Genomic DNA, 22,661 nt, shown 5'->3' on the forward strand with positions numbered 1-22,661 from the left:
CCTTGTCCTTCTCATCACCGGCACTGTCATCGTGCCTCTTCTTGTGAAGCTCTGGCGAGACGGGCGCTCGTCCGAAGCCGCGATGGAGACGGGAAAGCCTCCGGTCCCGCGGCTGCGCCTGCGGCCCTGACCGTTGTGGCGGCCTGCCCGCCCCGTTCTTTCACGCGGCCCTTGATGTCCTCGACTTGCGCCCGCAAGTCATCCTGCCGCCTTCAAGCGGCATCAGCGCGCTACAGACCGAAATCCGAGGCGGCGTCGATTGTCGTCTGGGCGAAGCCAGCTGCCTTCTGCTTGGTCTCGCGCAGACACGGGCCAATCTCTCGCCGTGCCTGTGACAGCCTCGTCTCGAACGCCGGCCGTCCGCCTTCCGGCGGATCGATGCGGCCAGTCCCGACATCCGAAACCTTGTTCATCCTCCGACCATCGCGCCTTCCTCTGCGGTTATCCGCAATTCATCGCTCTGTCAGCAGAGGAGGGAACTTCGAGTGACAAAAACAGCACAATGAATCAGGAACTCTGTCACCACTCCGACTGTACGAACCGATGATTTCGACAGACAAAGGCCCGCTTCTTGCTTCGAGCCTCCGAAACCCATCGCCGGCATCCTGGGGCTCCGTCGTCCCATCCCCGTGCGCCCGCGTCGCGATGCACCCCGCCCCGCAGCGTCACGACGCGTCTTGCGACAGCGTCCGGACGCGGCCGCCCCTCGGCGGGCCGGCCGTTCGGGGGGGCTTTCAGGAGGGTCTTCGCGGCATTCGGCAACTCTTCCAGACCCTCCGGGCCCTCATGGAGGTCAAAACCCCTCCGGCAATCTCAAGGGGCCGATGGCGTGAGCGGGGGAAAATCTGCGCATGCGGACATGCCCGCGATCGTCGTCCTTCGAGGATCGTCCGCGCCATGCCGCAGACGTGCGGGCCCGCTCGGACGGCGGGTGCGCGGGCCTCGGTCCGAGGAACGCCCTAGACGGCCGGCTCACCACGGCGGTGCCACGAGGCGAAGGGCTGGTCCTCCGCGCCGGAGCCGAGCGGGCACTGAACCATGACGCTGTCGCTCCAGCGCCCGTACTTGTAGCCGATGGCCGGGAGGTAGCCGACGCGCACGAACCCGCAGGCCTCGTGCAGACGCAACGACGCCTCGTTCTTCGCGTCGATATAGCCGATCATCTGCCGGTAGCCGCCGGCCGCGCAGGCCTCGATCAGCGCGGGCAGGAGGCGCCGGCCGATGCCCGCGTGCAGGTGGTCGGGATGCACGTAGATCGAGTGCTTGAGGGTGTAGCGGTAGGCCGGGCGCTTGCGGAAGGGCACGGCGTAGGCATAGCCCGCGACCTGCCCGTCCCGCTCCGCCACGAGGTGGGGCAGGCGCTTGCTGCGCATGTTCTTGCGCCGCCGCTTGAGCTCGTCGGGCAGCAGGCGCTCCTCCTCGAAGTCGCCCGCGTCGCCGACCCCCCTGCGGATGTGGCGCTCGTAGATCGCGATCATCGCCGGCACGTCGGCATCCGACGAGGGCCGGATCACCATGTCCGGCCAATCGGCCGGATCGGCCGGCTCCGAGCGATGCGGGGCGCCCTCCTGCGCGCCTGGCGCCATCAGGCGCCCTCGCGCAGGACGTAGGTGTGGAAGCGGATGCGGCCGTCCGGATCGGTCTCGCGGTAGACGCCCTGGATCTCCGCCTCGAAGCCCGGGAACAGGTTGGAGGCGGCTTCGAACATCTTGAAGTAGTCGAGCATCGGCTTGGCCCGCGCGTCGAGCCGCTCGCCCGGCAGCACCGTTCCGATGCCCGGGGGATAGACCAGCATCAGGGTCGTGGCGATGCGCCCCTCGGCCTCGGCGATCGGCACGTAATCCACCCGGTTGCGCGTCAGCATCTGCGCGGCGGCCTTGGGCGGCATCACCATCTCGGGCAGGTGCTCGGGCATGAACTGCTTGCGCTGGAGCGCCGAGGTGCCCGACTCGCGGTGGAAGGCGTGGTAGTCGGCGCAGAGGTCGCGCAGGCGCACGCCGCGGTAGCGCTTGGGCCGCGCCCGCACGAATTCCGGCATGGCGTCGTCGAGCAGCACGTTGTCGTCGTGCAGCCGCTTGAAGGCGACGAGGCCGGAGATCAGCGTGCCGGCCTTGGACGACTCGACGCCCGGCGTCAGCAGGAAGAGCAGCGAGTTCAGATCGTTCTTCTCCGGGACGATCCGGTTCTCGCGCAGGTACTGCGCCACGATCGGCGCGGGCACGCCGTGATCGGCATAGGCGCCGGTCTTGCGGTCGAAGCCGGGCGTCAGCACCGTGAGCTTGTTCGGATCGGTGATGGCGAAGCCCGGGGCGACATGGGTGAAGCCGTGCCAGGCGGCGCCCGGCGTCAGTTCCCAGTAGCGGGCATCCGCGGCGAGCGCGTCGGTCGGCACCGCCTCCCACGGGGTCTCGGTGCCGTCGGGGCCGGTCACCACGTCGGGCACGAAGGGATCGAAGAACCAGCGCCGCTTCGGGTCGGCCTCGCGCTCCTCGAATTCCTTGCGGATCGCCCGCGCCTTCTTGCGCCACTCGATGCCGAGCCGAATCGTGTCGTCCCACAGGACCACGCCGGAGCGGCCCTTCATCATCTGCGCGCCGACATCGAGCGAGGCGAAGATCGGATAGAACGGCGAGGTCGAGGCATGCACCAGGAAGCTCTCGTTGAGCCGCTTGTGCTCGACCCGCCGGGTCTGGCCGCGGATATGCCCGTCCCGGGTATGGATCTGCGAGGCCTGGGAGAAGCTGGCCAGCTGCTTGTGGGTCGATTGCGTGGCGATGATCCCGGGCGAGGTCTCGTCGAGCCCGGTCAGACCCATGGCGAAGCGGCGCTGGTAGAGCGGGTGGAACTTCATGAAGCCCGCCCAGGCCTCGTCGAACAGGATGTAGTCGCACAGGTGGCCGATCCGCTCGACGATCTCCTGGGCGTCGTAGATCGTGCCGTCATAGGTGCATTGCTCGATGACGGCGCAGCGGAACGGGCGCTCCTTGCGCCACGCCTCCTTGTCCTTCACCAGCGGATTCATCCGGATTTTGTCGCGGATCCGCTCTTCGTCGAAGGCCTCGTGATAGATCGGCCCGATCAGGCCGTAGGCGTTGCGGTCGGTCTCGAGAAAAATCGGGATGCCACCGGCGAGCAGCAGGGCACCGTGATGGGCGGCCTTGTGGTTGTTGCGGTCGAACAGGACGAGGTCGTCCTCGGCCACCAGCGAGCCCAGCACGACCTTGTTCGAGGCCGAGGTGCCGTTGAGGACGAAGTAGGTCTTCTCCGCGCCGAAGATCGCGGCGGCTTCCTTCTGGGCCTTCAGCGCAGGGCCTTCGTGGGTGAGGAGGTCGCCCAGATCCAGGACGGAATTGTCCAAATCATCGCGAAAAATCGCCTCGCCGAGATGCTCGACGAAAATCCGGCCGATCGGCGAGCGATTGTAGAAAATGCCGCCGTTGTGGCCGGGGCAGGTCCAGAGCTGGTTGCCCTCCTCGGCGTAGTCGACCAGCGCGCCGAAGAACGGCGTCTTGAGGGTGTCGGCGTACTGCGTGACGCGCGAGACGAGGCCGCGGGCGATGAATTCGGGGGTCTCTTCCGCCAGGAAGATGTAGCCGTCGATGAAGTCGAGGAGCTCGACCGGGATGTCCTCCAGCCGCTTGCGGCGGACCATGATGACGATCGGCATCTCGAGGCCGCGCTTGCGCATCATGTCGATGAGGGCGGCAGCCTTCCCCTCCAGCCCGCGCTTGCCCCAATCGACCACGAGGCAGCCGACGGCGGAATCGGTCTGGACCGCGATCGAGGCGTCCTCGACACGGCGCGCCCGCACCACCTCGAAGCCGCGCGCCTCGACGGCTGCCACGATCTGCTCGACCCGCGCGCCCTCCAGGTCGCCCGGCTCGAAGGTGGGCGTGCACATCAGGACGGTGAAGCGGCGGTGAAAATCCATGGAGCCGGGCTCTTTTCGTGAGGGTCGAACCCTGCCTTTCCGGCCCATCCGCGACGATTCGATGACACTCGGCCGCGATCTGCGACCGGCCGTCCCGCTCAGTCGGGCTGGAACCAGGACGGCACGGCGCGCAGCAGGGTCAGGACGGCGGCGGCCGCCAAGGCCGCGCCCAGGGTGATCTCGGCCGAATGGGCGTAGCCCGCCCGTTCGAGCACGGCAGAGGCGGAAGCAATCGTCAGGCCGATGCCGAGGGAGAGGAGGTGGGCGGGCGGCGTGCTCATGGGACCCACCCTAACCGATGCGGCTTGCGCGAGCATGGTGCCGCCCGCTTCGCGATCGCGTGAGCCTAAAGCCTGGGTTCGGGGCTTGAGGCCGAGGCTTCGGGCCTGGCTTGGGCTTGAAGCCGAGGCTTGGGGCCTGGGCTTGGGCTTGGGCTTGAAGCCGAGGCTTGGGGCCTGGGCTTGGGCTTGAGGCCGAGGCTTGGGCCCGGCCGCGCCCCCCGCTCGGCCGGACGCGCGGAGCAGGACAACCGCGCATGGTCCATGCAACCCGCCATAAGTTCACCTTAACCCCAGGGGGGCTAAGCCTCGGACGACGAGCGAGACGGCCCGGGGCATCATGCAGGCGCATGCGGAACATCGCGGAAGCCCGGGGGGACGATCCGCTGGCGCGGAGAATCGCCCCCATCCGGGTTCGCCCGAACTCGACCCCCTGTCGGAGACGATCCGGGAGCGGGTCCTCGTCACCGGGCTGACGCTCGGCCTGATCGTCGTCGGTCTCGTCGCGGTCGTCCTCGGCGCGGAGTTCGGCCTCGGCCGGGCGCAGCGCGTGGGCATCGTCGTGGGCACGGGCGGCCTGGCCCTGCTGCTCGTCGCCCTGATGACGGTGCGGCTCGCCCAGGCGATCGGCCAAGCGGCGCAGGCCGCCCAGGACATGGCCGCGGAGATCGCGGCGGTCGCCCCGGCCGACGCGTCCCCCCCCGCGCCCGGCCGCGCCAGTCTCCTCGAATTCGACCGGCTGCTCGCGTCTCTCGCGCGCCTGCGCGCTGCCCACGACGCGCTCGCCGGGCGCCGGGAAGCCGAAGGCCGCAGCCCCGAGACCCGGATCGGGACCGCTCTGGCCGCGGGCATCGGCCGGGAGGCGCTCGGCCTCGTGCTGACCGAGGCCGACGGGCGCGTGGTCCTGTCCACGGCCCCCTCCGCCCACCTGCGCGGGCTCGCCGACGGCGAGGAGGCCGACCTGGCCGACGGGCGCCGCGTCCGGGCCCGGCGCTGCCCGCTGCCCGATGGCGGCGCCCTGACCCTGCTCCTCGACCTGACGGCCGGGCGTGCCCGCGAGGAGGCCCTGAGCGACCACGCCACCCGGCTGGACGCGGCCCTGGACACTATGCCCCAGGGCTTCCTGCTCTACGACGACGCCCACCGGCTGCGGGTGGCGAACCGGCGCTATCACGAGATCTTCCGCCTTCCGCCCGGCGCCCTCGCCCGCGGCATGTCGGCGGCCGACGTGCTGCGCCGCAACGTCGAGGCCGGCAGCCATCCCGGCCGCGACCCGGACGACGTCCTGGCGGAGATCGATGCCCTCATGCGGATCAGCGCCGCGCCGGCGCAGATCCAGCAGCTCGGCAGCGGACAGGTGGTCTCGGGGGAGATGCACGCGCTGCCCTGCGGCGGCTTCGTGGCGATCTACGAGGACGTGACCGAGCGCTGGCAGGCGGAGGCCCGCATCGCCTACATGGCCCGCCACGACACGCTGACGAACCTGCCGAACCGCCTGCTCCTGCGCGAGCGGATCGAGGGGGCGATCACCCTCGCCCGGCGGGATGCGGGCTTCGCGATGCTCTGCCTCGACCTCGACAATTTCAAGCAGGTCAACGACACCCTGGGCCACGCCGTCGGCGACGAGCTCCTGCGGGCCGTGGCCCACCGGCTGAAGGCCTGCCTGCGCGAAGTCGACACCGTGGCCCGGCTCGGCGGCGACGAATTCGCGATCATCCAGGCCGGCATCGAGGGGCGGATGGATGCGGCCACCCTGGCCCAGCGCATCCGCGACGTGGTGAGCGCGCCCTACGTCCTGACCCACCATTCCGTCACGATCGGCGTCAGCATCGGCATCGCGATGGCGCCGGGCGACGGGCTGGAGCCGGACCGCCTGATGCAATGCGCCGACGTCGCCCTCTACCGCGCCAAGGGCGACGGGCGCGGCGTGTTCCGCTTCTTCGAGGCGGAGATGGATGCCCGCCTCCAGGCCCGGCGCGCCCTGGAACTCGACCTGCGCGCCGCCGTCGAGGCGAAGGCGTTCGAGCTGCACTACCAGCCGATCTACGATCTCGCGGCGGAGCGGATCTGCGGCTTCGAGGCGCTGCTGCGCTGGACCCACCCGACCCGCGGCCGGGTCTCGCCCGCCGAGTTCGTGCCGCTCGCCGAGGAGATCGGCCTGATCGTGCCGCTGGGCGAGTGGGTGCTGGCCCAGGCCTGCCGCGAGGCGGCGGGCTGGCCCGACGACCTCAAGGTCGCGGTCAACGTCTCGGCGGCGCAGTTCACCTCCGCGGAGCTGATCGGCACGGTGAGCGCCGCGCTCGCCGCGAGCGGCCTGCCGGCCCGGCGGCTGGAGCTGGAGATCACCGAGAGCGTGCTGCTCGTGAACGGCAACGCCACGGTCGCGATCCTGCACGCCCTGCGGGGCTTGGGGACCCGCATCGCCATGGACGATTTCGGCACGGGCTATTCCTCGCTGAGCTACCTGCGCAGCTTCCCCTTCGACAAGATGAAGATCGACCAGTGCTTCACCCGCGACCTCACGGTCGAGCAGAGCTCCGGCTTCATCGTGCGGGCGGTCATCAGCCTCGCCTGCAGCCTCGGCATGACGACCACCGCGGAGGGTGTCGAGACGCCCGAGCAGCTCGCCCGCCTGCGCGAAGAGGGCTGCGACGAGGTGCAGGGCTATCTGTTCAGCCGGCCGGTGCCGGCCTCCGCATTGCCCGCCCTCTTGGAGGTCTGGAACGGGGCCACCCGCCGGGCCGCCTGATCCCGGAGGCCGCGCCGGGGCGCCATCGCCCCTGCCATGGCCCTCGCGGGCCGAACCCGGGGCCCGGCTTACGGCCTCAGGCCGCCGCCCGCTCCGGCGGGCGCTCACGGGAGACCTTGGCGACCGCCTCCCGCAGGGTGGCGAGATCCGCCTCCGGGGCCATGCCCGCGGTGGCGAGGTGGCGCCGGTAGGCCCGCGCCCCGGGCCGCCCGTTGAACAGCCCCAGCATGTGGCGGGTGAAGGCGTGCAGCCGCGTGCCGGCGGCCAGCGCGTCGTGGATCGTCGGCGCCAGCGCCTCGATGGCCGCGAAGGCGTCCGCGACGGGCGCCGGCTCGCCGAACAGCGCGGGATCGACCTCGAGAAGCAGCGCAGGTTCGGTATAGGCGGCCCGCCCCACCATCACCCCGTCGACCTCCGCGAGCCGGGCCCGGGCCGCGGCGAGGTCCGCGATGCCGCCGTTGACCGCGATCGGCAGTCCCGGCCGGGCCGCCTTGAGACGAGCGACGCGGCTGTAATCGAGGGGCGGCACGTCCCGGTTCTCCCGGGGCGAGAGGCCCTTCAGCCAGGCCTTGCGGGCATGGACGATCAGCCCGTCGACGCCCGCGGCGACGACCGCCTCCGCCACGGCGTCGAGGGCCTCCTCGGTGTCCTGATCGTCGACCCCGAGGCGGCACTTGACCGTCACGGGTACGCAGACCGCCGCCTTCATCGCGGCCACGCACTCGCCGACGAGGGCCGGCTCGCGCATCAGGCAGGCGCCGAAGCGACCCTCCTGCACCCGGTCGGACGGGCAGCCGACATTGAGGTTGACCTCCGCGTAGCCGAACGCCGCCGCGATCCGCGCCGCTTGGGCGAGGTCCCCGGGGTTCGAGCCGCCGAGCTGCACCGCCACCGGCTGCTCGCCGGGTCCGAAGCCGAGCAGCCGCTCCCGGTCGCCATGCAGCACGGCCCCCGTCGTCACCATCTCGGTGTAGAGCCGGGCCCGGCGCGACAGCGTGCGGTGGAACGCCCGGCAATTCCGGTCGGTCCAATCCATCATGGGGGCCACGCTGAACTGCCACCCGCTGAGCGGGTCGGGAATGTCGATGCCCGCCGTCACGTCGATCCGCTCTCTATGTCTGTCGCTTGCCGGAACGCTTGCCTGAACGCTTGCGCGATCGGGTCGGCCCATCGGCCGGCCATGGATCGGCGCCCGTGGGCGGCCCGCCGCCGGGCGGCCCGCATCCCCGAACGCGCACCGGGGCGCCGGATACCATGGGCGCGCCGCGGGGCCAAAGCGGCGGCGGCCCACCGAGCGCCCGAACCCGGGTCACCGTCTGTCGAAGGGTGTGAAGGCGGCGCGCCGAGCGTCCTCACGGGCCGACGCGACTGACCTGTGCCGTTGAACATCTTGTGTTTTGCGCAGCCGAGACACTGCGGCTAGCGTCTTTTTCAGTCGGGTCGAAAGGGCTTACAGTGTTTTCCAGTCGTTTTGCACGGGCTGCGGTCGGTGCCGTCGCTCTTTTGATGCTGGCCAGCGGGCCTGTCCTCGCGAAAAAGGTCAAAGTCGTCCCCGGCGATCCGCCGATCACGGTCGATATTCCTGCGACCTGGGAAGTCACGGACAGCAAGCGGGGCATTCAAGCGAACACCGCCGATGAGGAAATCTATATTTGGTTTGAAAACTATAAGCCAAGCCAATTCGCTAAGATCTTGGATGAGCACAACAAGTATTTTGACGAACAGGGCGTGACCGTCACCGGGGCAGCCAAGCAGGACGAAAAAGCCTATCCGAACTTCGTGATCAAGAAATCAGATTATCCCGCGACCTACGAGGGCAAGCCGACCGTCCTGCGCTACCTTTCGATCGTGCCGCGGTCGGAGGAGAAGCGCCACCTGCTGATTTGTTACTGGGCCTCGCCGGACGCCGACAAGGAATACGCCGACGAGATGGAAAAGATGATGAAGAGCTTGGGCGCGTCCATCGACGAACAGTGACGGCGCTGGGCCGCTCCGGGCCGGGATCGCCCTGAGCGGCCGGTCGCCCGCGCGGTGGCGCGGGCCGCCCGCGCCGGCATGCCCCGAAGCCGGCGGCCCGGAACCCGAACGCTCAAGCTTCGTTGGGTTCCCGTCCGGGCGCGGGGCCGGCCTCTGTCCCCGCCCGATCCCAGCTCCGATCCGAGAAACGAGGAACACGCCATGATCCGTCTCGCCGCCGCTGCCGCAGGGCTGATGCTCTGCCTCATGCCCCTGTCGGGCGAGGCCCAGGCCCAGGGCGTTCCGGGAGGCATGCAGCGCGGTGCTGCCGAGGGCAATCGCGTCGGCGGTCCGATCGGCGCCGTGGTGGGCGGCGCGGTCGGCGGCGCCGTCGGCGGCGTCAACGGGGTGCTCGGCATCGATCCGGGCCGGCGCGCCTACCGCACCCGGATGCGCTCGCAGCGCGGCTACCATCACCGTCGCCATCACCACGACCGCCGCTACCGCTGAGGCGAAGGGGCGGAGGGCGTCGAAGCGCTCCGCCCGCCACGCCGGGAGGGCGCCGCGCGGGCGCCCGGCCTCTCAGGAGACCCGTCACGCCCGCGGCCGCGCCCACCTCCGCGCGATCCGGTCCTCGCCGATGAGCACGAGGCCGGAGGCCACGATGATCAGGGCGCCGAGGAGCGTCCAGGGGCTCGGCACGTCGCCGAACAGCCAGGCGCCGAGCAGCATCGACCACAGGATCTGCGTGTAGATCAGCGGCGCGAGCAGGCTCGCGGGCGCCCGGGCATGGGCCAGCACGAGGAGAAAGTGCCCGGCCGTGCCGAACAGCCCGACCGCGACCAGCATGGCCCAGACCGCGGCCGAGGCAGGCGCCGTCCAGATCCAGGGCAGGAACGGGCCCATCACGGCCAAACCGGCGAGCCCCGTGTAGAACACCGTCGTGGCCGAGGAATCGGTGGCCGCGAGCTTGCGCGTCACGATCAGGTAGAGCGCGTAGCAGAGCATGTTGCCGAGGCTGAACAGCATCGCCGGCTGGGCCGCGAGCGCGCCGGGCCGCACGATCACGAGCACGCCGAGAAACCCCGTCGCCACCGCCGCGAGCCGCAGGCGCGACGACCATTCCCCGAGGAGCGGCCCGGCCAGCAGCGCCACCGCCAGCGGCGCCGCAAACTGGATCGAGACCGTCTCGGCGAGCTGAAGCGAGCGCAGGGCGAGAAAGTTGCAGGCGGTGGAGCCGAACAGCAGCAGCGAGCGCAGCACCTGCAGGGGGAGGCGGCGCGTCTGCGCCACGCCGGGCCGGGTCACCGGGTTGAGGACGGCCGTGACCAGCGCGACGTTGACCGCGTAGCGCATGAAGGTCGTCAGAAGCGGGTCGACGCCCTCCGCCGCGAGCCGCTTGCCCGTGGCGTCGAGGCTCGCGAAGAAGACCGGCGCGGCGCACATCAGGGCGATGCCGACGAGCCGGCGCGGATCACGGCGCGGCGCCGGGGTCGCTCCTTGGGCCAGGTTCGCCCCTTGGGCCAGGTTCGCTCCTTGGGCCCGGGCGTCGTGGTCCGCAGGCACCGGTCAGGCTCCTCTCGCGGTGAGGGCTCCGGCGCCGTCGGTGCGAATCGTCCCGGAGACCGGATCCAGCATGCGTTCCTAAGATCCTGCGCCGCATCGGCTTTTTGCGAGAGCCGGGGCCCGTCCCTCGGGCCGATCCTATAGACCAGGGCGGGGGCCGACGCATCCCGCGCCGAGGCGCCTCAGAATTCCACGCCGAACTTCACCCGCACGGCGTGCCGCTCGTAGTGCCGGAGGTCGAACGCCCGGCGCGGGTCGGCAAGTTCGCGGTCGTGGCCGGCGATCTGCGCGGCGTAGGCGAGGATCAGATAGGCCCCGCGGGGCAGCGTCCGGTAGAGCGTCGGCCCGAGGGTGAGGGCGCGACCGCGGAAGCGGTTGAGGAAGAGGCCGTCATAGGTGCGGCTGTAGCGCAGCTCCGGTCCGACGAAGGTGTCCTCGGCGACCCGGGCCGCGAGAGCGTGCGACCACAGGAGGAGCGAGGATCGCTCGGCCGCGCCGCGCCCGCGCAGGCGCCCGTCCGACGGGTCGATGCTGAGATTGGTGCCGTACCACAGCCGGTCGGGCACCAGCCGGACATCGGCCTCGATCACGCTCTCCATGTCGAAGAGATCGGCGCCCCGTCCCTCGGTCGCCAGCACGCGGCGGTAGCTCGGCCGGATCTCCAGGGCGAGGCCGAGCGGCTGGGCGTTCGAGCCGTGCAGGAACTGGTACTTCAGCTCGAGCGAGGCACCGTCGAAGGTGCCGTAATCCTTGTCCGGCAGGCCCTCGACGGCCCGCACCCGGCGCAGATCCGCGAACACGCTGGTCTCGATGCTGAACCCGTCGGCCGGATCGTATTGATAGGTCAGGCGGGTGTTGGCGGCCGAAAAGCCCGAGCGCCCCGGCCCCGCCCGGCGCTTGCCGGCCCGGATCGTCGTATCGGTCAGGACTTCCTGCTCGCCCCGCTTGCCGGCCTCGGCCCCTTCGGTGAAGCCGAACAGGTTCTCGGTGTCGACCTCGTCGTCCGCGCCCTCGGTCCGCTCGCCCGTCGTCTTGTCCCCTTGCTCACCCCCATGCCCGCCCCCTTGCTCGTCCTTCTGCCCCGCCCTCTGCCCGGCATCCGACGCGGGCCCGGCCGCGCCGACGGGGGTGGCGCTCAGGACGAGCACCGCGAGGAGGAGGAGGACGGGGAGGCGAAGAGGGGGCGCCATCGGGTTGCCGGAGGAGCGATCCGCAGCCTCATGGTCTGCCACGCAAGCCGCTCCGAGACTGCGGCCCGGGCGTCACGCTGGCCAGAATTCCCCGGATCTTGGGGGCAAATCCTCCCGCCGCTCCTCCCGTCCTGCCGGGGCGGGCTTCGATCAGGCCGCCGCGACGAGGTCCGGCGCGAGGTCTCTCAGCGCCGCGGCGAGCGCGTCGACCTGGGCCTCGTCGTGCGCCGCCGAGAAGGCGACCCGCAGGCGCGCGGTGCCGGGGGCGACGGTCGGCGGGCGGATCGCCACGACGAGGAAGCCGCGGGCCTCGAGGGCGGCCGAGAGGGCGAGCGCCGCCTCGGCCGCGCCGACCAGGACCGGCACGATCGGGCTCTGCGCCGCAGGCAGGCCGAGGCGCTCGGTGAAGCGGCGGGCGAGGGCCAGGGGCCGGGCGGCCCAGTCCGGTTCCGTCTCGACGATGGTGAGGGCGGCGAGCGCCGCCGCCGCCGAGGCCGGCGGCAGGCCGGTGGTGTAGACGAGGCTGCGGGCCCGGCTCGTCAGGAGGTCGATCACGGGCCGCGCGGCGCAGAGATAGCCGCCATAGGAGCCCAAGGTCTTGGACAGGGTGCCCATTTCCAGGGGGGCCCGGGCGCCGGGCTCGACCACGCCGAGGCCGTGCGCGTCGTCGACCAGGGTCCAGGCGTCGAACTCCGCGGCCAGGGCCAGGATTTCGGCGAGCGGCGCCCGGTCGCCGTCCATGCTGAAGATCCGCTCGGTGAGGATCAGGACGTGCCGGGCCGCGCCGCGACGGGCGCGCAGCGCCGCGCGCAACGCCTCGAGCCCATTGTGGGGGAAGCGCTGCACCTCGGCCCCCGACAGGCGCGCGCCCGCAAACAGGCAGGAATGGCCCAGTTCGTCGATCAGGATCAGGTCGCCCGGCCCGACCAGCGCCGGGACGATGCCGAGATTGGCGAGGTAGCCGGAGCCGAACACAAGGGCGGCCTCCTTGCCCTTGTGCCGGGCGAGCCGCTCCTCAAGGGCGACGAGCGGCGGCGCGTTGCCGGTGACGAGCCGCGACGCGCCGGTCCCGGCGCCGTAGCGGGCGAGGGCCTCCGTGGCGGCGGCGATCACCCGCGGATCGTGGGCGAGTCCGAGATAGTCGTTGCAGGAGAACGAGACGAGGCTGCGCCCCTCACGCTCGGCGCGGGCGCCGGGTCCGCGGGCGGTGGTCACGAGGCGCCGTCGCAGGGCGGCGGCGTCCAGGTCGGCGAGTTTGTCGCGCGCGAAGGCGTCGAGGCTGTCGGACATGGCGCCTCACAGCGTCGCCGCGGGCCCGTTGTCAAGCGGCGCGAGACCCGGGGCGCTCACGGCGCGCCGGAGGTCCGGAACCCGTGGCGGGACAGGATCGCGCGGCCCTCGGGCGACAGGATGAACAGGGCCAGCCGGTAGGCCGCCTCGGAGGACCCGTTCATGACCGTGAGACCGTAATCGGCGCCGACGGCCAGGGCCTCCGGCAGGTCCACGACCCCGGCCCCCTCGACCTCGCGCGCCGCGGCGCGGGCGTTCGTGCAGTAGGTCAGGAACAGATCCGCCTCGCCCCGCTCGACGAGGCTGCCATAGACGCTCCGGCCTGTGGGCGGCTTCGGGCTCGCGGCCCCACCGGTGAGTGGAAGGGCCTTGCCCGCGAGGGCCGCGAAGCTGCCCGCCCGCACGGCCTCGGCCTTGCCGAAGGCCTCCCAGGCGTAGTCGCCGGAGGGATCGGCCTTCGGCGTCGCGGTGCCGAGCTTGATCTGCGGATCGAGCATCCGGTCGAGGAGGGTCGCGGTGGTCACCGCGAGGCCGGGCCGGACCAGCGCGCAGAGCTGGTTGCGCGCGAACAGGACGACGGGACCGCTGCGCTTGGCCTGCGCGAGGGCGCGGGGATGCTCCATGTTGGCCGAGGCGAACACCTCGGCCTTCGTTCCCCCCGCAATCGCGTCGCGCAGGAGGCCGGACGGGCCGAAGGTCGTCGTGACGGCGGCGCCCTCGGCCGCCTCGAAGGCGCGCGCCACCTCGGTCAGGGGATCGCGCAAGCTTCCCGCCGCATGCAGGAGAACCGCCTCCGCGGCGTGGCCGGAGGCGGGGAGCAGGGCCAGGAGGCTCATCGCGGCGGCGAGAAGCCGTCGCATCAGGTCCCGGCCTCGGGGAGAGGGCGTTTCCGTTTCGCCCCGGTTCGCGCCCGGCGCGCCCGGGCGAGGAGGATCGCGGTCTGGACCGCCGCCCGCTTCAGCACGGAATTGGTCCCGGGATTGGCCGTGATCTGGCTCGCCCAGTGATGCCCGGCGACCGCCGCGGCGAGATCGACCGTGTAGCCCTCCGTGATCGGATGCGCCGTGGTCCGAGGCTCGGCGAGGTACTGCTCGACGGCCGCGTCCACCTGCTCGTCGGTAAGCGCCTTGGCTTTGAAGAGATCGCTGACGGTCGGAGGCTCAGCCATCCCGCAAGACTCCGATCGCTTCGCTGACATCAGGCATGACGGGGGTGTTCGAAGGACCGGTCGTCGCGGCGTCCGGCCGGCCCGGCGGCGAGACGCTTCTCGACCCGCGCCACCTGCATCGGGTACCAGCGCCGCCCCCGCGCCGAGGGCACGCCCCGGGCGTTGAGGGCATTGGCCACCTGCTCCAGCGTCAGCGCGCCGGCGGCGCGAATCTCGTTCAGGATCGGCGCGACCGCCTTCGCCCGTTCCCGGCTTCGCTGGGCCCGTGGCCCCTCGCTCCGGCTCTCGACGGGCGGACGCGGCCGGAGATTCCCGGCCTGGAGGGCGGTCGTGTCGAGGTCAGAGGGCATCGGCAAGGGGAGGGACTGCCTTTCCGCAACGATGCGTGGGGGCGTCGTTCACCGAGCCACGACACGTCCCGGACTTTCAGGGTATTTGGTTGTCTATGACAATTGGAGCCCCATCAATATGAATGCGACTTCCGATAAGCCGCCCGTCGCCGTGGCGTTCAAGCTCGGCGGGACGGTCTGGGTCGGTTCGAAGCCGCTCGAAGTGCTCGACCTGATGACCGTGTTCGAGGCGATCGCCCGGACGGGGTCGATCAAGGGCTTTGCCGACACCCTCGGCCTGTCCTACCGCGCGGCCTGGGCCCGGGTGCAGGCCTGCGAGACGGCCCTGGGCCAGCCGCTCGTGCGCAAGACCCGCGGCCAGGGCTCGGAACTCACGGCATTCGGATCCGCCCTGGCGGAGGCGTTTTCCGCCGCGGCCTCGGAGCTGGAACCGGGCCTCGTGCGCGAGACCCGCGCCATCGAGCACCGCCTGCGGCGCCTGCTCACCGGGCGAGGGGGGACGCTGGCCCTGGCGGCCAGCCACGACCCGCTGCTGGTCGAGGTCCTGCGCGAGATCCCGGCCGACCACGGCGGGGTCGCGCTGTCGGTGATGGGCAGCAGCGCGGCGGTGCAGCTCCTCCTCGACGGCGGGGTCGATGCGGCCGGCTTCCATTGCGGCGCGCTGGCCCCCGAGCGGGCCGAGGCGCCCTTCTCCGGCGTCAGCCTGAGTGCCGGGCTCGTCCCGCACCCGCTGTTCGAGCGCGAGCAGGGCCTGCTGCTCGCCTCCGGCAATCCCCTCGGCATCCGCACCCTCGCCGATCTGACGGCGCCGGGCGTGCGCTACGTCAACCGCCAGCGGGGCTCGGGCACGCGCAGCTGGTTCGACCGCATGCTGGCGGAGGCGGGGCTCGCCCCCGGGGCGATCCACGGCTACGGGGTCGAGGAATTCACCCATCAGGCGGTCGCGGCCATGATCGCCTGCGGGGCGGCCGATGCCGGGCTCGGAGCACGGGCGGCGGCCGACCGGCTCGGCCTCGATTTCCTGTCGGTCGGCTGGGAAACCTACTATCTCGCCGCGAGCCGCTCGCTTGCCGTGCCCGTGCTCGACGCGCTGATCGAGGCCGTCCGGGCCGGCGCGGCCCGCACGCCCGGTTATCGCCCCGCGCAGGCGGCGGCGGGCTGAGCCCGGTTCCATGCGGCCTGCCCCCGGGCGCCGAGGGCCGGCCGGGCGCGGTGACGCATCGCGGCGGCCCCGCCCCCGCCCCATCTCCGAGGCCATGCCCGACGCCTTCGACGCCACGGCCGCCCGCCTGCGCGCCTGCCGGATCTGCCGCGACGCGCCCCGCCACGGGCCGCCGCTGCCGCACGAGCCGCGGCCCATCGTGCAGGGCCGCGCCACCGCCCGGCTCCTGATCGCGAGCCAGGCCCCGGGCAACCGGGCCCACCGCAGCGGCGTGCCCTTCAGCGACCCGTCGGGCCAGCGCCTGCGGGCATGGCTCGGCCTGTCCGAGGCGGCGTTCTACGATCCCGGCATGGTCGCGATCCTGCCGATGGGCGCCTGCTTTCCGGGCCTCGACGCCAAGGGCGGCGACCGGCCGCCGCGGCGGGAATGCGCGCCCGCATGGCGGGCCGCCCTCCTCGCCGGGCTGCCACGCCTCGACCTGATCCTGGTGATCGGCCAATACGCCCAGGTCTGGCATCTGCCGCCGGACGCGCGCGTGGGCGGCCTGACCGGAACGGTCGCGCGCTGGCGGACGATCCTGGAGGGGTCGTCCCGGCCCCGGGTGCTGCCGCTGCCCCATCCCTCCTGGCGCAACAACGGCTGGCTGCGCAAAAACCCCTGGTTCGAGGCGGAGCTGCTGCCGGTGCTGCAAGCCGAGGTCGCGGGCGCGTTGGCCTCATGATGAGACGGCTCTTTCGTGCCGACTATCCCGAGACGGCGTCGGTACTGACCTCGACCTTATCGATGACGGCCGCCCCATCTTCGGCGAAGTGCCCGAAGGCGTGGAAGGGGTACGAATCCGCCATCGAGAGGGCCCTCGGACTGCGGCCGTAGTTGAGCTTGACGTAGACGCTGCCGACGGCCTCGAACCCCGAGGCATCGGTGGTCTCGAAGATGCCTTCCGGTGTCGGCTCGACGCTCTGAACCTCCGTTCGCGCCGACAGATCGTCGAGACGCTGCCAGCCGGCCGAGGCCGTGATGTCGAAGGCCTGGATCGCCTGAACGATCCGATCGATCTTTTCCGTTTCGCGAACAGGGTGGAGTTGTTCTTCGACCATGGGCGCCTGACCTTAAACTCTCTCAACGGACCCAGAGGAACCGGGGGCGCCGAACCGGCCCCCGTTCGCGCCGCTCAGGTGCCGCCGCCCAATCCGATCCCACTCGCATGCTGCCACGCGTTCCGGGCGCCGAGCCCATCGAAGCCGCTCATGATACGCTGCTGATCGATTCCGAAAAAGAACAGCCTGCGTTGGAAGAAAGCCCGCGCGTCGCCGGGGATGTCGAACATGTGCTCGGCATCGGAAGGCAGCTCGATCCAGGGCTGATCGGGTATCGGGTGGGCGCTGAACAGGCCGCCTCGCGTCACGATCCGTGTCGTCACCGAGCGCGGAAGGATGAAGCCGACGCGGCGCATGGCGAAAGGGTCGGGCTCCTTGATCGGGTCGATCGTCAGGCGCGCGGTCGCCCGGATCGCGACGACCCGCGCCGTCACCACCGTGGCCTCCGGCGTCATTCGGATCGCCTTGGTGCTTCGGGTTCCGCTGGGCTTGGCGGCAATGGGACCCGGCTGGGCTTGGATCGCGAAAAAGGCCGCCACGAGTGGATTGGCCGTCCAGTCGAGCAGGCGGGTCGGCAGACCGTGATGCTGCGCGAGGGCGAGCTTGTCCCACTCGCTCATGCGGGACAGCTCGACGAACTCAGCGGCCCTGCGCTCGAAGATTTCGAAGGCCGCCCGTTCCCGGGCCAGGGCGTAGCGGCTGCGCCCGATGCCCGGGACAAGAGGAAAGGCGCTGTCGCCGAGGCCGCGATAGACCCAAAGCTCGCTGGCATGGTCGTCGCACCAATCCAGGAACGCCCTCCACAGGGTCAGGTGGCGCCGGATGCGGAGCGCGGGGTTCGGGAGGGTCCGCAGGGCCACGTTCGATTCCAAGTGATTTCGGGACGCTCTGCAACGGTAGGATGAAAATCGGACATTGCATACGCCTCCCGCGTGGCGCAGGAGTTCGCCGGCCTGCTCCTCATGCGTCGCGTCTCCATGCCTCCGCTCCTCGACCCCCGCGACCGCCTGATCGTCGCCCTCGACCTGCCCGATATCGGCGCGGCCGAGCGGCTGGTCGAGCGCATCGGCGACGCCGCGACCTTCTACAAGATCGGCTACCGGCTGGCCTATGCGGGCGGCCTCGCCTTCGCCGAGCGGCTCGCCGCGCAGGGCAAGAAGACCTTCCTCGATCTCAAGCTCCACGACATCGGCAACACCGTCGAGGAGGGGGTGCGCTCGGCCTCCGATCTCGGGGCGACCTTCCTCACCGTGCACGCCTATCCCCAGACCATGCGGGCCGCCGTGGCCGGGCGGGGAAACGGCTTGAAGATTCTGGCGGTCACGGTGCTGACCTCCTACGACGACGCGGACGCGGCGGAGGCCGGCTATGCCCTGCCTGTAGCGGCGCTCGTGGCGCAGCGCGCGCGCCAGGCGGCCGAGATCGGCATCGACGGGATCGTCTGCGCCGCGGCCGAGGCGAGGGCGGTGCGCGCGCAGATCGGCCCCGCGGGGCTGATCGTGACGCCCGGCATCCGCCCCGCGGGCGCGGATCTGGGCGACCAGAAGCGGGTGATGACGCCGGGCCAGGCCCGGGCGGCGGGCATCGACCACGTGGTGGTCGGGCGCCCGATCACCGGGGCCGCCGACCCCCGCGCCGTCGCCGAGAGGATCGTGGCCGAGATGGCCTGACGCGCGGCGTCGGCCCGTTTGGGTCGCTCTGAAAAGTCCCTCCCAACACCTTCCCCTGACTCCGTCGGCGCGCCGATCGGCGAGGCCACGCGCGAGGGACTCTCTAGCCGTCGAACACCGCGGCGAGCTTGGTGCCGCTCGGGTCCCGCAGAGAAGCGGCGTACCAGTCCGGGCCGTCTTGGGGCCTCGGGCCCGGCCCGCCCTCGTCGGTTCCGCCGCGGGCCATGGCGGCGGCGTGGACCGCATCGGCGGCGGCGCGCGAGGGGGCCGGGAAGCCCATCATCGTGCCGTTGCCGACGCTCGCCTCCCCACCGTCGAAGGGCGTGCAGACCCACAGGACGAGCCCCTCGCCGCGCGCGCCCAACGAGTCGCCCCGCCAGCCCGGAAACTCCGCATGCGGCCCCCAGCCGACCGTCGCCAGCACGGCGGCGTCGAAGGCGTGCGCGGCCGCGGCGTCGCGGGCGCCGAGGGTGAGGTCGGTCTGCATGCCGATGTCTCCGCCCGATTCGAGGCGGTGCAGGGTAGGCCGCGAAACCAGAACATATCAAAAACAAAGCTTGGCTTCATGCACGCCGTCCTGCCCGCCCGGCGTTGCCCCGGGGCCAGGGATCGGTATCGATGGCGGACCGGACAGGAGGACGCGATGCCCAAGGGCTATTGGATCGTGCGGGTCGATGTGGCGGATGCGGAGGCCTACAAGGCCTATGCGGCGGCCAACGGCGCCGCCTTCGCCCGCTTCGGCGGCCGCTTCCTCGTGCGCGGCGGCGCGTTCGAGGGCGTGACCGGCACGGCGCGGGCCCGCAACGTGGTGCTCGAATTCCCGAGCTACGAGCAGGCGCTCGCCTGCTGGAATTCGGACCTCTACCAGTCCGCCCGCGCCCTGCAGAAGGGCGGCGCCGAGGCCGATATCGTGGTGATCGAGGGCTATGACGGTCCGCAGCCCAATCTTTCGGAACCGGCGCCGACGCCCGGCATGGCATCGGAGTGATCCGGCCTCCGGTCGGCCGGTTTAAGGCGCGCCGCACGCCGTCACTGTGAGGCGCCGCAGCGGAGACGGCTCGCCTCATACCAAATCCGGTTGATCCCTTCGGGATGGCGGATGTGGGCTTCGCTCAAACGCCGCGCGGACTTGCCTGATCCGAGCTCCGCTTTGATCAAGCGGAGCTCGGATCAGTCCTTCGCGGGGCGGAGCGCTCCGAGCAGAAAGGCGATCATCGTGGGGAGCGGCGGCAGGGCGGTGTCCTGTTGCCGGCTCACGAGCAAGGGGTGGCAGTAGCGCACGATCGCGGCCTGGACGCAGACCGATGCCGCCTTCGGATCAGCGACCGTGAAGGCCCCCGCGCGTGCGCCGTCCAGCACCACGCGCTCGAACACCGCGCCGATGCGGTCGACATGGGCTTGGCAGACCGACCAGCTCTCGCTCATCGCCGCCTCGACCATCTCGTGGACGCGCGGATGCGCCTCCCAGCGGCGGTGGCAATCCTGGTGGAGCGCCGTGATGATCCGGGCGAGGCGCTCGGGCGCATCGAGGTTCGGGGCGCTGGCGATCGCCGCGATCATCGCCTCGATCTCGCCGGTGACCTGCTCGACCACCGCCTCGTTGATCGCCTTTTTCGATTCGAAGAAGCGATAGACGTTGGCCGGGCTCATCTTGAGCGTGCGGGCGATGTCGGCGACGGTGGTCTTCTGGTAGCCGATCTCGCGGAAGGAGCGCGCCGCCGCCTCGACGATGCGGTCCCGGGTCGTCGGGGCACAATCCTCGGAAAGCGGGATGATTCGGGCCGTGGCGGCAGGCATGATTGTCAGTACCTAAGGTCCGCCGCCGGCCGCGTCAAAGCGGCCGTTGCCGAGCGGGTCCCTTCCTCCAATCGGATCGCCGGCAATCTGTTCCCGCGGCCCGCGCCGCCCCTCACGGGGCCTCCGGCGCGGGAACCGCGGGGGCGGCCTTGAGGACCAGCACGGAGCGCTCGGGAAGGGCGACCGTGCCGCCTGCGCTCACCGGGGCGCGGCTGCCCTCGGGCACGGTTCCGGTGTCGAGGGTGGTGTCGAAGACCGGGCGCCAGGGGCCGCCGAGGGCCGGCGGCAGGGCGAAGGCGCAGGGGGCGACCGCCGCGTTCATCAGGATCAGCACGCGCTCCGAGCCCTCGATGTCGTTGCTCATCTGCATGCCGAAGGCTTGGCGCCCGCCCTCGGCCCAGGCGGCGGCGTCCATTTCGGTGGCGTCCGGCGAGAGCCAGTGCACGTCCTTGAGCCCGGTCTCGCCGACCTCCGCCCCCATCAGGAAGTGGCGCCGCCGCAGGGAGCGGCAGACCCGGCGCAGGGCGGCGAGATTGGCCACGAACGCCGTGAGCGCCGGATCGGGATCGTGGGTCCAGTCCATCCAGCCCGTGGCGTTGTCCTGGCAATAGGCGTTGTTGTTGCCGCCCTGGCTGCGCGAGCGCTCGTCGCCCATCAGCAGCATCGGCACGCCCTGGGCGAAGAACACGCAGGCCAGCATGTTGCGGGCCTGACGGGCCCGCACGCTCAGGATCGCCGGATCGTCGGTCGGTCCCTCGACGCCGTGATTGGCGCTGAGATTGTGCCCGTGGCCGTCGCGGTTGTCCTCGCCGTTGGCCTCGTTGTGCTTGTCCGCGTAGGCGACGACGTCGGCCAACGTGAAGCCGTCATGTGAGGCGACGAAGTTGATGCTGGCAAGCGGCGAGCGCCCGGACGGCAGGAAGATCTCGCGGGAGCCCGAGAGGCCCTGGGTCAGCTTGGCGAGGGTGCCGGAATCGCCCCGCCAGAAGCCCCGGAGGTTGTCGCGGAACTGGTCGTTCCACTCGCTCCAGCCATAGGGATAGCCGCCGAGCTGGTAGCCGCCCATGCCAATGTCCCAGGGCTCGGCGATGAGCTTGACCCGCGACAGCACGGGGTCCTGCGCCACGGCCTGGAAGAAGGCCGCGCGGGGGCTGAAATCGTGGGGCGCGCGCCCCAGGCTGGAGGCGAGATCGAAGCGGAAGCCCGCCACGCCGTAGACGGTGACCCAGTGGCGCAGACTGTCGAGCACCATCTGCATGACCCGGGGATGGGCCAGATCGAGGGTGTTGCCGCAGCCGGTACAGTCGAGGTTGCGCCGGCGGTCGTCCGGGTCGAGCTTGTAGTAGCTGGCGTTGTCGATGCCGCGGAAGGAGAGCGTCGGCCCGAGATGGTCGCCCTCGGCGGTGTGGTTGTAGACCACATCGATCAGCGTCTCGATGCCGGCGGCGGCGAGTTCGCGGATGGCGAAGCGAAGGCCGCTGGCGTCGCCGTCGCCCAGATAGCGCGGCTCGGGGGCGAAATAGGCGTAGGGCTGGTAGCCCCAGAAGTTCACGAGCCCCCTCTCGACCAGGAAACGGTCGTCGGCGAAGGCCTGGATCGGCAGGAGTTCGAGGGCGGTGACGCCGAGCCGGAGCAGATGCTCGATGATCGCCGGATGGGCGAGGCCGAGATAGGTGCCGCGCTCCGCCTCCGACAGGGCCGGATGCGTCATGGTCAGCGCCTTGACGTGCGCCTCGTAGATGACGCTCTCGTGCATCGGCCGATGGGCGGGCCGCGCCACCGGATCGGGGCTGTCGAGCCGGGTGACGACGCCGCGCGGCAGGAACGAGGCGCTGTCGCGCCGGTCGATCTGGTCCTCGCGGACGCCGCCGCGGCGGTGCCCGTAGAGCGCGTCGTGCCAGCGGATGCGGCCGGCGATCTCCCGGGCGTAGGGGTCGAGGACGAGCTTGGCCGGGTTGAAGCGGTGGCCCGCCGCCGGGTCCCACGGGCCGAAGACCCGGTAGCCGTAATGCTGGCCCGGCAGCATCCCGTGGACATAGACGTGGAACACGTCGTCGGTCCGGCAGGGCAGGCGGATGCGGCGCTCCTCGTGGCGCGCCCCGGGTTCGAACAGGCAAAGATCGACGGCGGTCGCGTTCTGGGAGAAGAGAGCGAAGTTGACGCCGCGGCCGTCGAAATGCGCGCCAAGCGGCGTCGGCAAGCCCTCCTCGATGACGATCATCCCGGTCCTTCGCAAGCGGGCCCGAGGCGGGCCACGCTCAGGACTTAGGCCGATTCGTTGCTGTGGTGGAAGCGGTTAGCCGCCTCTCTCCCGGGTCTTGGTCGGGGTCGCCCGTGGGAGAAAACGCGCGTGACCGGCCACGGCCTCGTTCGGGGCCCCTCCCGCGGTCCCGGATCCGCCGGTCAGCGCCCGATCGAGGGCGCGCGCGACACGCGAAGCCAGGCTCCGATGAGACC

At 71.2% G+C, this 22,661-nt stretch carries 23 protein-coding genes; 7 read left to right on the plus strand and 16 right to left on the minus strand.

Features of this window, described 5'->3' with window-relative positions:
* Positions 1-230: 230 nt before the first annotated feature.
* The 4 genes from LW587_RS09195 to LW587_RS09210 all read right to left on the minus strand — a co-directional run bounded on the left by LW587_RS09195 (position 231) and on the right by LW587_RS09210 (position 4,212).
* A complete protein-coding gene (locus LW587_RS09195) occupies positions 231-413 on the minus strand; it encodes a hypothetical protein (protein ID WP_232629287.1) in 183 nt (60 codons plus the stop codon).
* A 546-nt stretch (positions 414-959) separates the two neighbouring features.
* Positions 960-1,517: a GNAT family N-acetyltransferase gene (locus LW587_RS09200; protein WP_232629349.1), complete on the minus strand. Its 558-nt coding sequence runs from the start codon at positions 1,515-1,517 to the stop codon at positions 960-962.
* Positions 1,518-1,585: 68 nt separating this feature from the next.
* Positions 1,586-3,931, minus strand: a complete 2,346-nt coding sequence (locus LW587_RS09205) for an Orn/Lys/Arg decarboxylase N-terminal domain-containing protein (RefSeq protein ID WP_232629288.1) — start codon at positions 3,929-3,931, stop codon at positions 1,586-1,588.
* 98 nt (positions 3,932-4,029) lie between these two features.
* A complete protein-coding gene (locus LW587_RS09210) occupies positions 4,030-4,212 on the minus strand; it encodes a hypothetical protein (protein WP_232629289.1) in 183 nt (60 codons plus the stop codon).
* A gap of 337 nt (positions 4,213-4,549) precedes the next feature.
* Between LW587_RS09210 and LW587_RS09215 the strand changes: the two genes are divergently transcribed.
* Positions 4,550-6,958 carry a putative bifunctional diguanylate cyclase/phosphodiesterase gene (locus tag LW587_RS09215; RefSeq protein WP_232629290.1) on the plus strand — a complete coding sequence of 803 codons (2,409 nt, stop codon included), beginning with the start codon at positions 4,550-4,552 and terminating at the stop codon, positions 6,956-6,958.
* Positions 6,959-7,034: 76 nt separating this feature from the next.
* On the opposite strand, the gene dusA is transcribed toward LW587_RS09215, so the two are convergent.
* Positions 7,035-8,057 carry a tRNA dihydrouridine(20/20a) synthase DusA gene (gene dusA, locus LW587_RS09220; RefSeq protein WP_269780321.1) on the minus strand — a complete coding sequence of 341 codons (1,023 nt, stop codon included), beginning with the start codon at positions 8,055-8,057 and terminating at the stop codon, positions 7,035-7,037.
* A gap of 356 nt (positions 8,058-8,413) precedes the next feature.
* Between dusA and LW587_RS09225 the strand changes: the two genes are divergently transcribed.
* Both LW587_RS09225 and LW587_RS09230 read left to right on the plus strand, forming a co-directional pair.
* Positions 8,414-8,935 carry a hypothetical protein gene (locus LW587_RS09225; RefSeq protein WP_232629291.1) on the plus strand — a complete coding sequence of 174 codons (522 nt, stop codon included), beginning with the start codon at positions 8,414-8,416 and terminating at the stop codon, positions 8,933-8,935.
* Positions 8,936-9,136: 201 nt separating this feature from the next.
* A complete protein-coding gene (locus LW587_RS09230) occupies positions 9,137-9,424 on the plus strand; it encodes a hypothetical protein (protein ID WP_232629292.1) in 288 nt (95 codons plus the stop codon).
* 84 nt (positions 9,425-9,508) lie between these two features.
* On the opposite strand, the gene LW587_RS09235 is transcribed toward LW587_RS09230, so the two are convergent.
* From LW587_RS09235 to LW587_RS09260, 6 genes are all read right to left on the minus strand, one after another.
* Positions 9,509-10,441 (minus strand): DMT family transporter, encoded by a 933-nt coding sequence (locus LW587_RS09235; RefSeq protein ID WP_232629351.1) that lies wholly within the window; start codon positions 10,439-10,441, stop codon positions 9,509-9,511.
* A 221-nt stretch (positions 10,442-10,662) separates the two neighbouring features.
* Positions 10,663-11,712 (minus strand): hypothetical protein, encoded by a 1,050-nt coding sequence (locus LW587_RS09240; protein ID WP_232629293.1) that lies wholly within the window; start codon positions 11,710-11,712, stop codon positions 10,663-10,665.
* A 108-nt stretch (positions 11,713-11,820) separates the two neighbouring features.
* Positions 11,821-12,960, minus strand: a complete 1,140-nt coding sequence (locus LW587_RS09245; protein ID WP_232629294.1) for an aminotransferase class I/II-fold pyridoxal phosphate-dependent enzyme — start codon at positions 12,958-12,960, stop codon at positions 11,821-11,823.
* Between the two features lie 56 nt (positions 12,961-13,016).
* A complete protein-coding gene (locus tag LW587_RS09250) occupies positions 13,017-13,820 on the minus strand; it encodes a molybdate ABC transporter substrate-binding protein (RefSeq protein WP_232629295.1) in 804 nt (267 codons plus the stop codon).
* A complete protein-coding gene (locus tag LW587_RS09255; RefSeq protein ID WP_232629296.1) occupies positions 13,820-14,128 on the minus strand; it encodes a hypothetical protein in 309 nt (102 codons plus the stop codon). Before LW587_RS09255 ends, LW587_RS09250 begins: the two co-directional genes overlap by 1 nt.
* Positions 14,129-14,157: 29 nt before the next feature.
* On the minus strand, positions 14,158-14,478 hold the full coding sequence (locus tag LW587_RS09260; RefSeq protein ID WP_232629297.1) for a recombinase family protein: 321 nt from the start codon (positions 14,476-14,478) through the stop codon (positions 14,158-14,160).
* 118 nt (positions 14,479-14,596) lie between these two features.
* On the opposite strand from LW587_RS09260, the gene LW587_RS09265 reads away from it, so the two are divergent.
* On the plus strand, positions 14,597-15,640 hold the full coding sequence (locus LW587_RS09265; protein WP_232629298.1) for a substrate-binding domain-containing protein: 1,044 nt from the start codon (positions 14,597-14,599) through the stop codon (positions 15,638-15,640).
* A 94-nt stretch (positions 15,641-15,734) separates the two neighbouring features.
* Positions 15,735-16,361: a uracil-DNA glycosylase family protein gene (locus tag LW587_RS09270; protein ID WP_232629299.1), complete on the plus strand. Its 627-nt coding sequence runs from the start codon at positions 15,735-15,737 to the stop codon at positions 16,359-16,361.
* A 22-nt stretch (positions 16,362-16,383) separates the two neighbouring features.
* Here LW587_RS09270 and LW587_RS09275 read toward each other — a convergent pair whose 3' ends face one another.
* Positions 16,384-16,737 carry a hypothetical protein gene (locus LW587_RS09275; RefSeq protein WP_232629300.1) on the minus strand — a complete coding sequence of 118 codons (354 nt, stop codon included), beginning with the start codon at positions 16,735-16,737 and terminating at the stop codon, positions 16,384-16,386.
* Positions 16,738-16,811: 74 nt separating this feature from the next.
* On the minus strand, positions 16,812-17,597 hold the full coding sequence (locus LW587_RS09280) for an FRG domain-containing protein (RefSeq protein ID WP_232629301.1): 786 nt from the start codon (positions 17,595-17,597) through the stop codon (positions 16,812-16,814).
* A 117-nt stretch (positions 17,598-17,714) separates the two neighbouring features.
* Between LW587_RS09280 and pyrF the strand changes: the two genes are divergently transcribed.
* A complete protein-coding gene (gene pyrF / locus LW587_RS09285) occupies positions 17,715-18,407 on the plus strand; it encodes an orotidine-5'-phosphate decarboxylase (protein WP_232629302.1) in 693 nt (230 codons plus the stop codon).
* A 103-nt stretch (positions 18,408-18,510) separates the two neighbouring features.
* On the opposite strand, the gene LW587_RS09290 is transcribed toward pyrF, so the two are convergent.
* On the minus strand, positions 18,511-18,894 hold the full coding sequence (locus LW587_RS09290) for a VOC family protein (RefSeq protein ID WP_232629303.1): 384 nt from the start codon (positions 18,892-18,894) through the stop codon (positions 18,511-18,513).
* Between the two features lie 156 nt (positions 18,895-19,050).
* On the opposite strand from LW587_RS09290, the gene LW587_RS09295 reads away from it, so the two are divergent.
* Entirely contained in the window at positions 19,051-19,395 is a 345-nt protein-coding gene (locus LW587_RS09295; protein WP_232629304.1) for a DUF1330 domain-containing protein, read from the plus strand.
* A 182-nt stretch (positions 19,396-19,577) separates the two neighbouring features.
* Here LW587_RS09295 and LW587_RS09300 read toward each other — a convergent pair whose 3' ends face one another.
* Positions 19,578-20,204 (minus strand): TetR/AcrR family transcriptional regulator, encoded by a 627-nt coding sequence (locus tag LW587_RS09300; protein ID WP_232629305.1) that lies wholly within the window; start codon positions 20,202-20,204, stop codon positions 19,578-19,580.
* 112 nt (positions 20,205-20,316) lie between these two features.
* Positions 20,317-22,425, minus strand: a complete 2,109-nt coding sequence (gene glgX / locus LW587_RS09305) for a glycogen debranching protein GlgX (RefSeq protein ID WP_232629306.1) — start codon at positions 22,423-22,425, stop codon at positions 20,317-20,319.
* Positions 22,426-22,661: the final 236 nt, after the last annotated feature.

It is taken from the genome of Methylobacterium sp. Leaf118, from assembly GCF_920984675.1.
Taxonomy (GTDB): Bacteria; Pseudomonadota; Alphaproteobacteria; order Rhizobiales; family Beijerinckiaceae; genus Methylobacterium.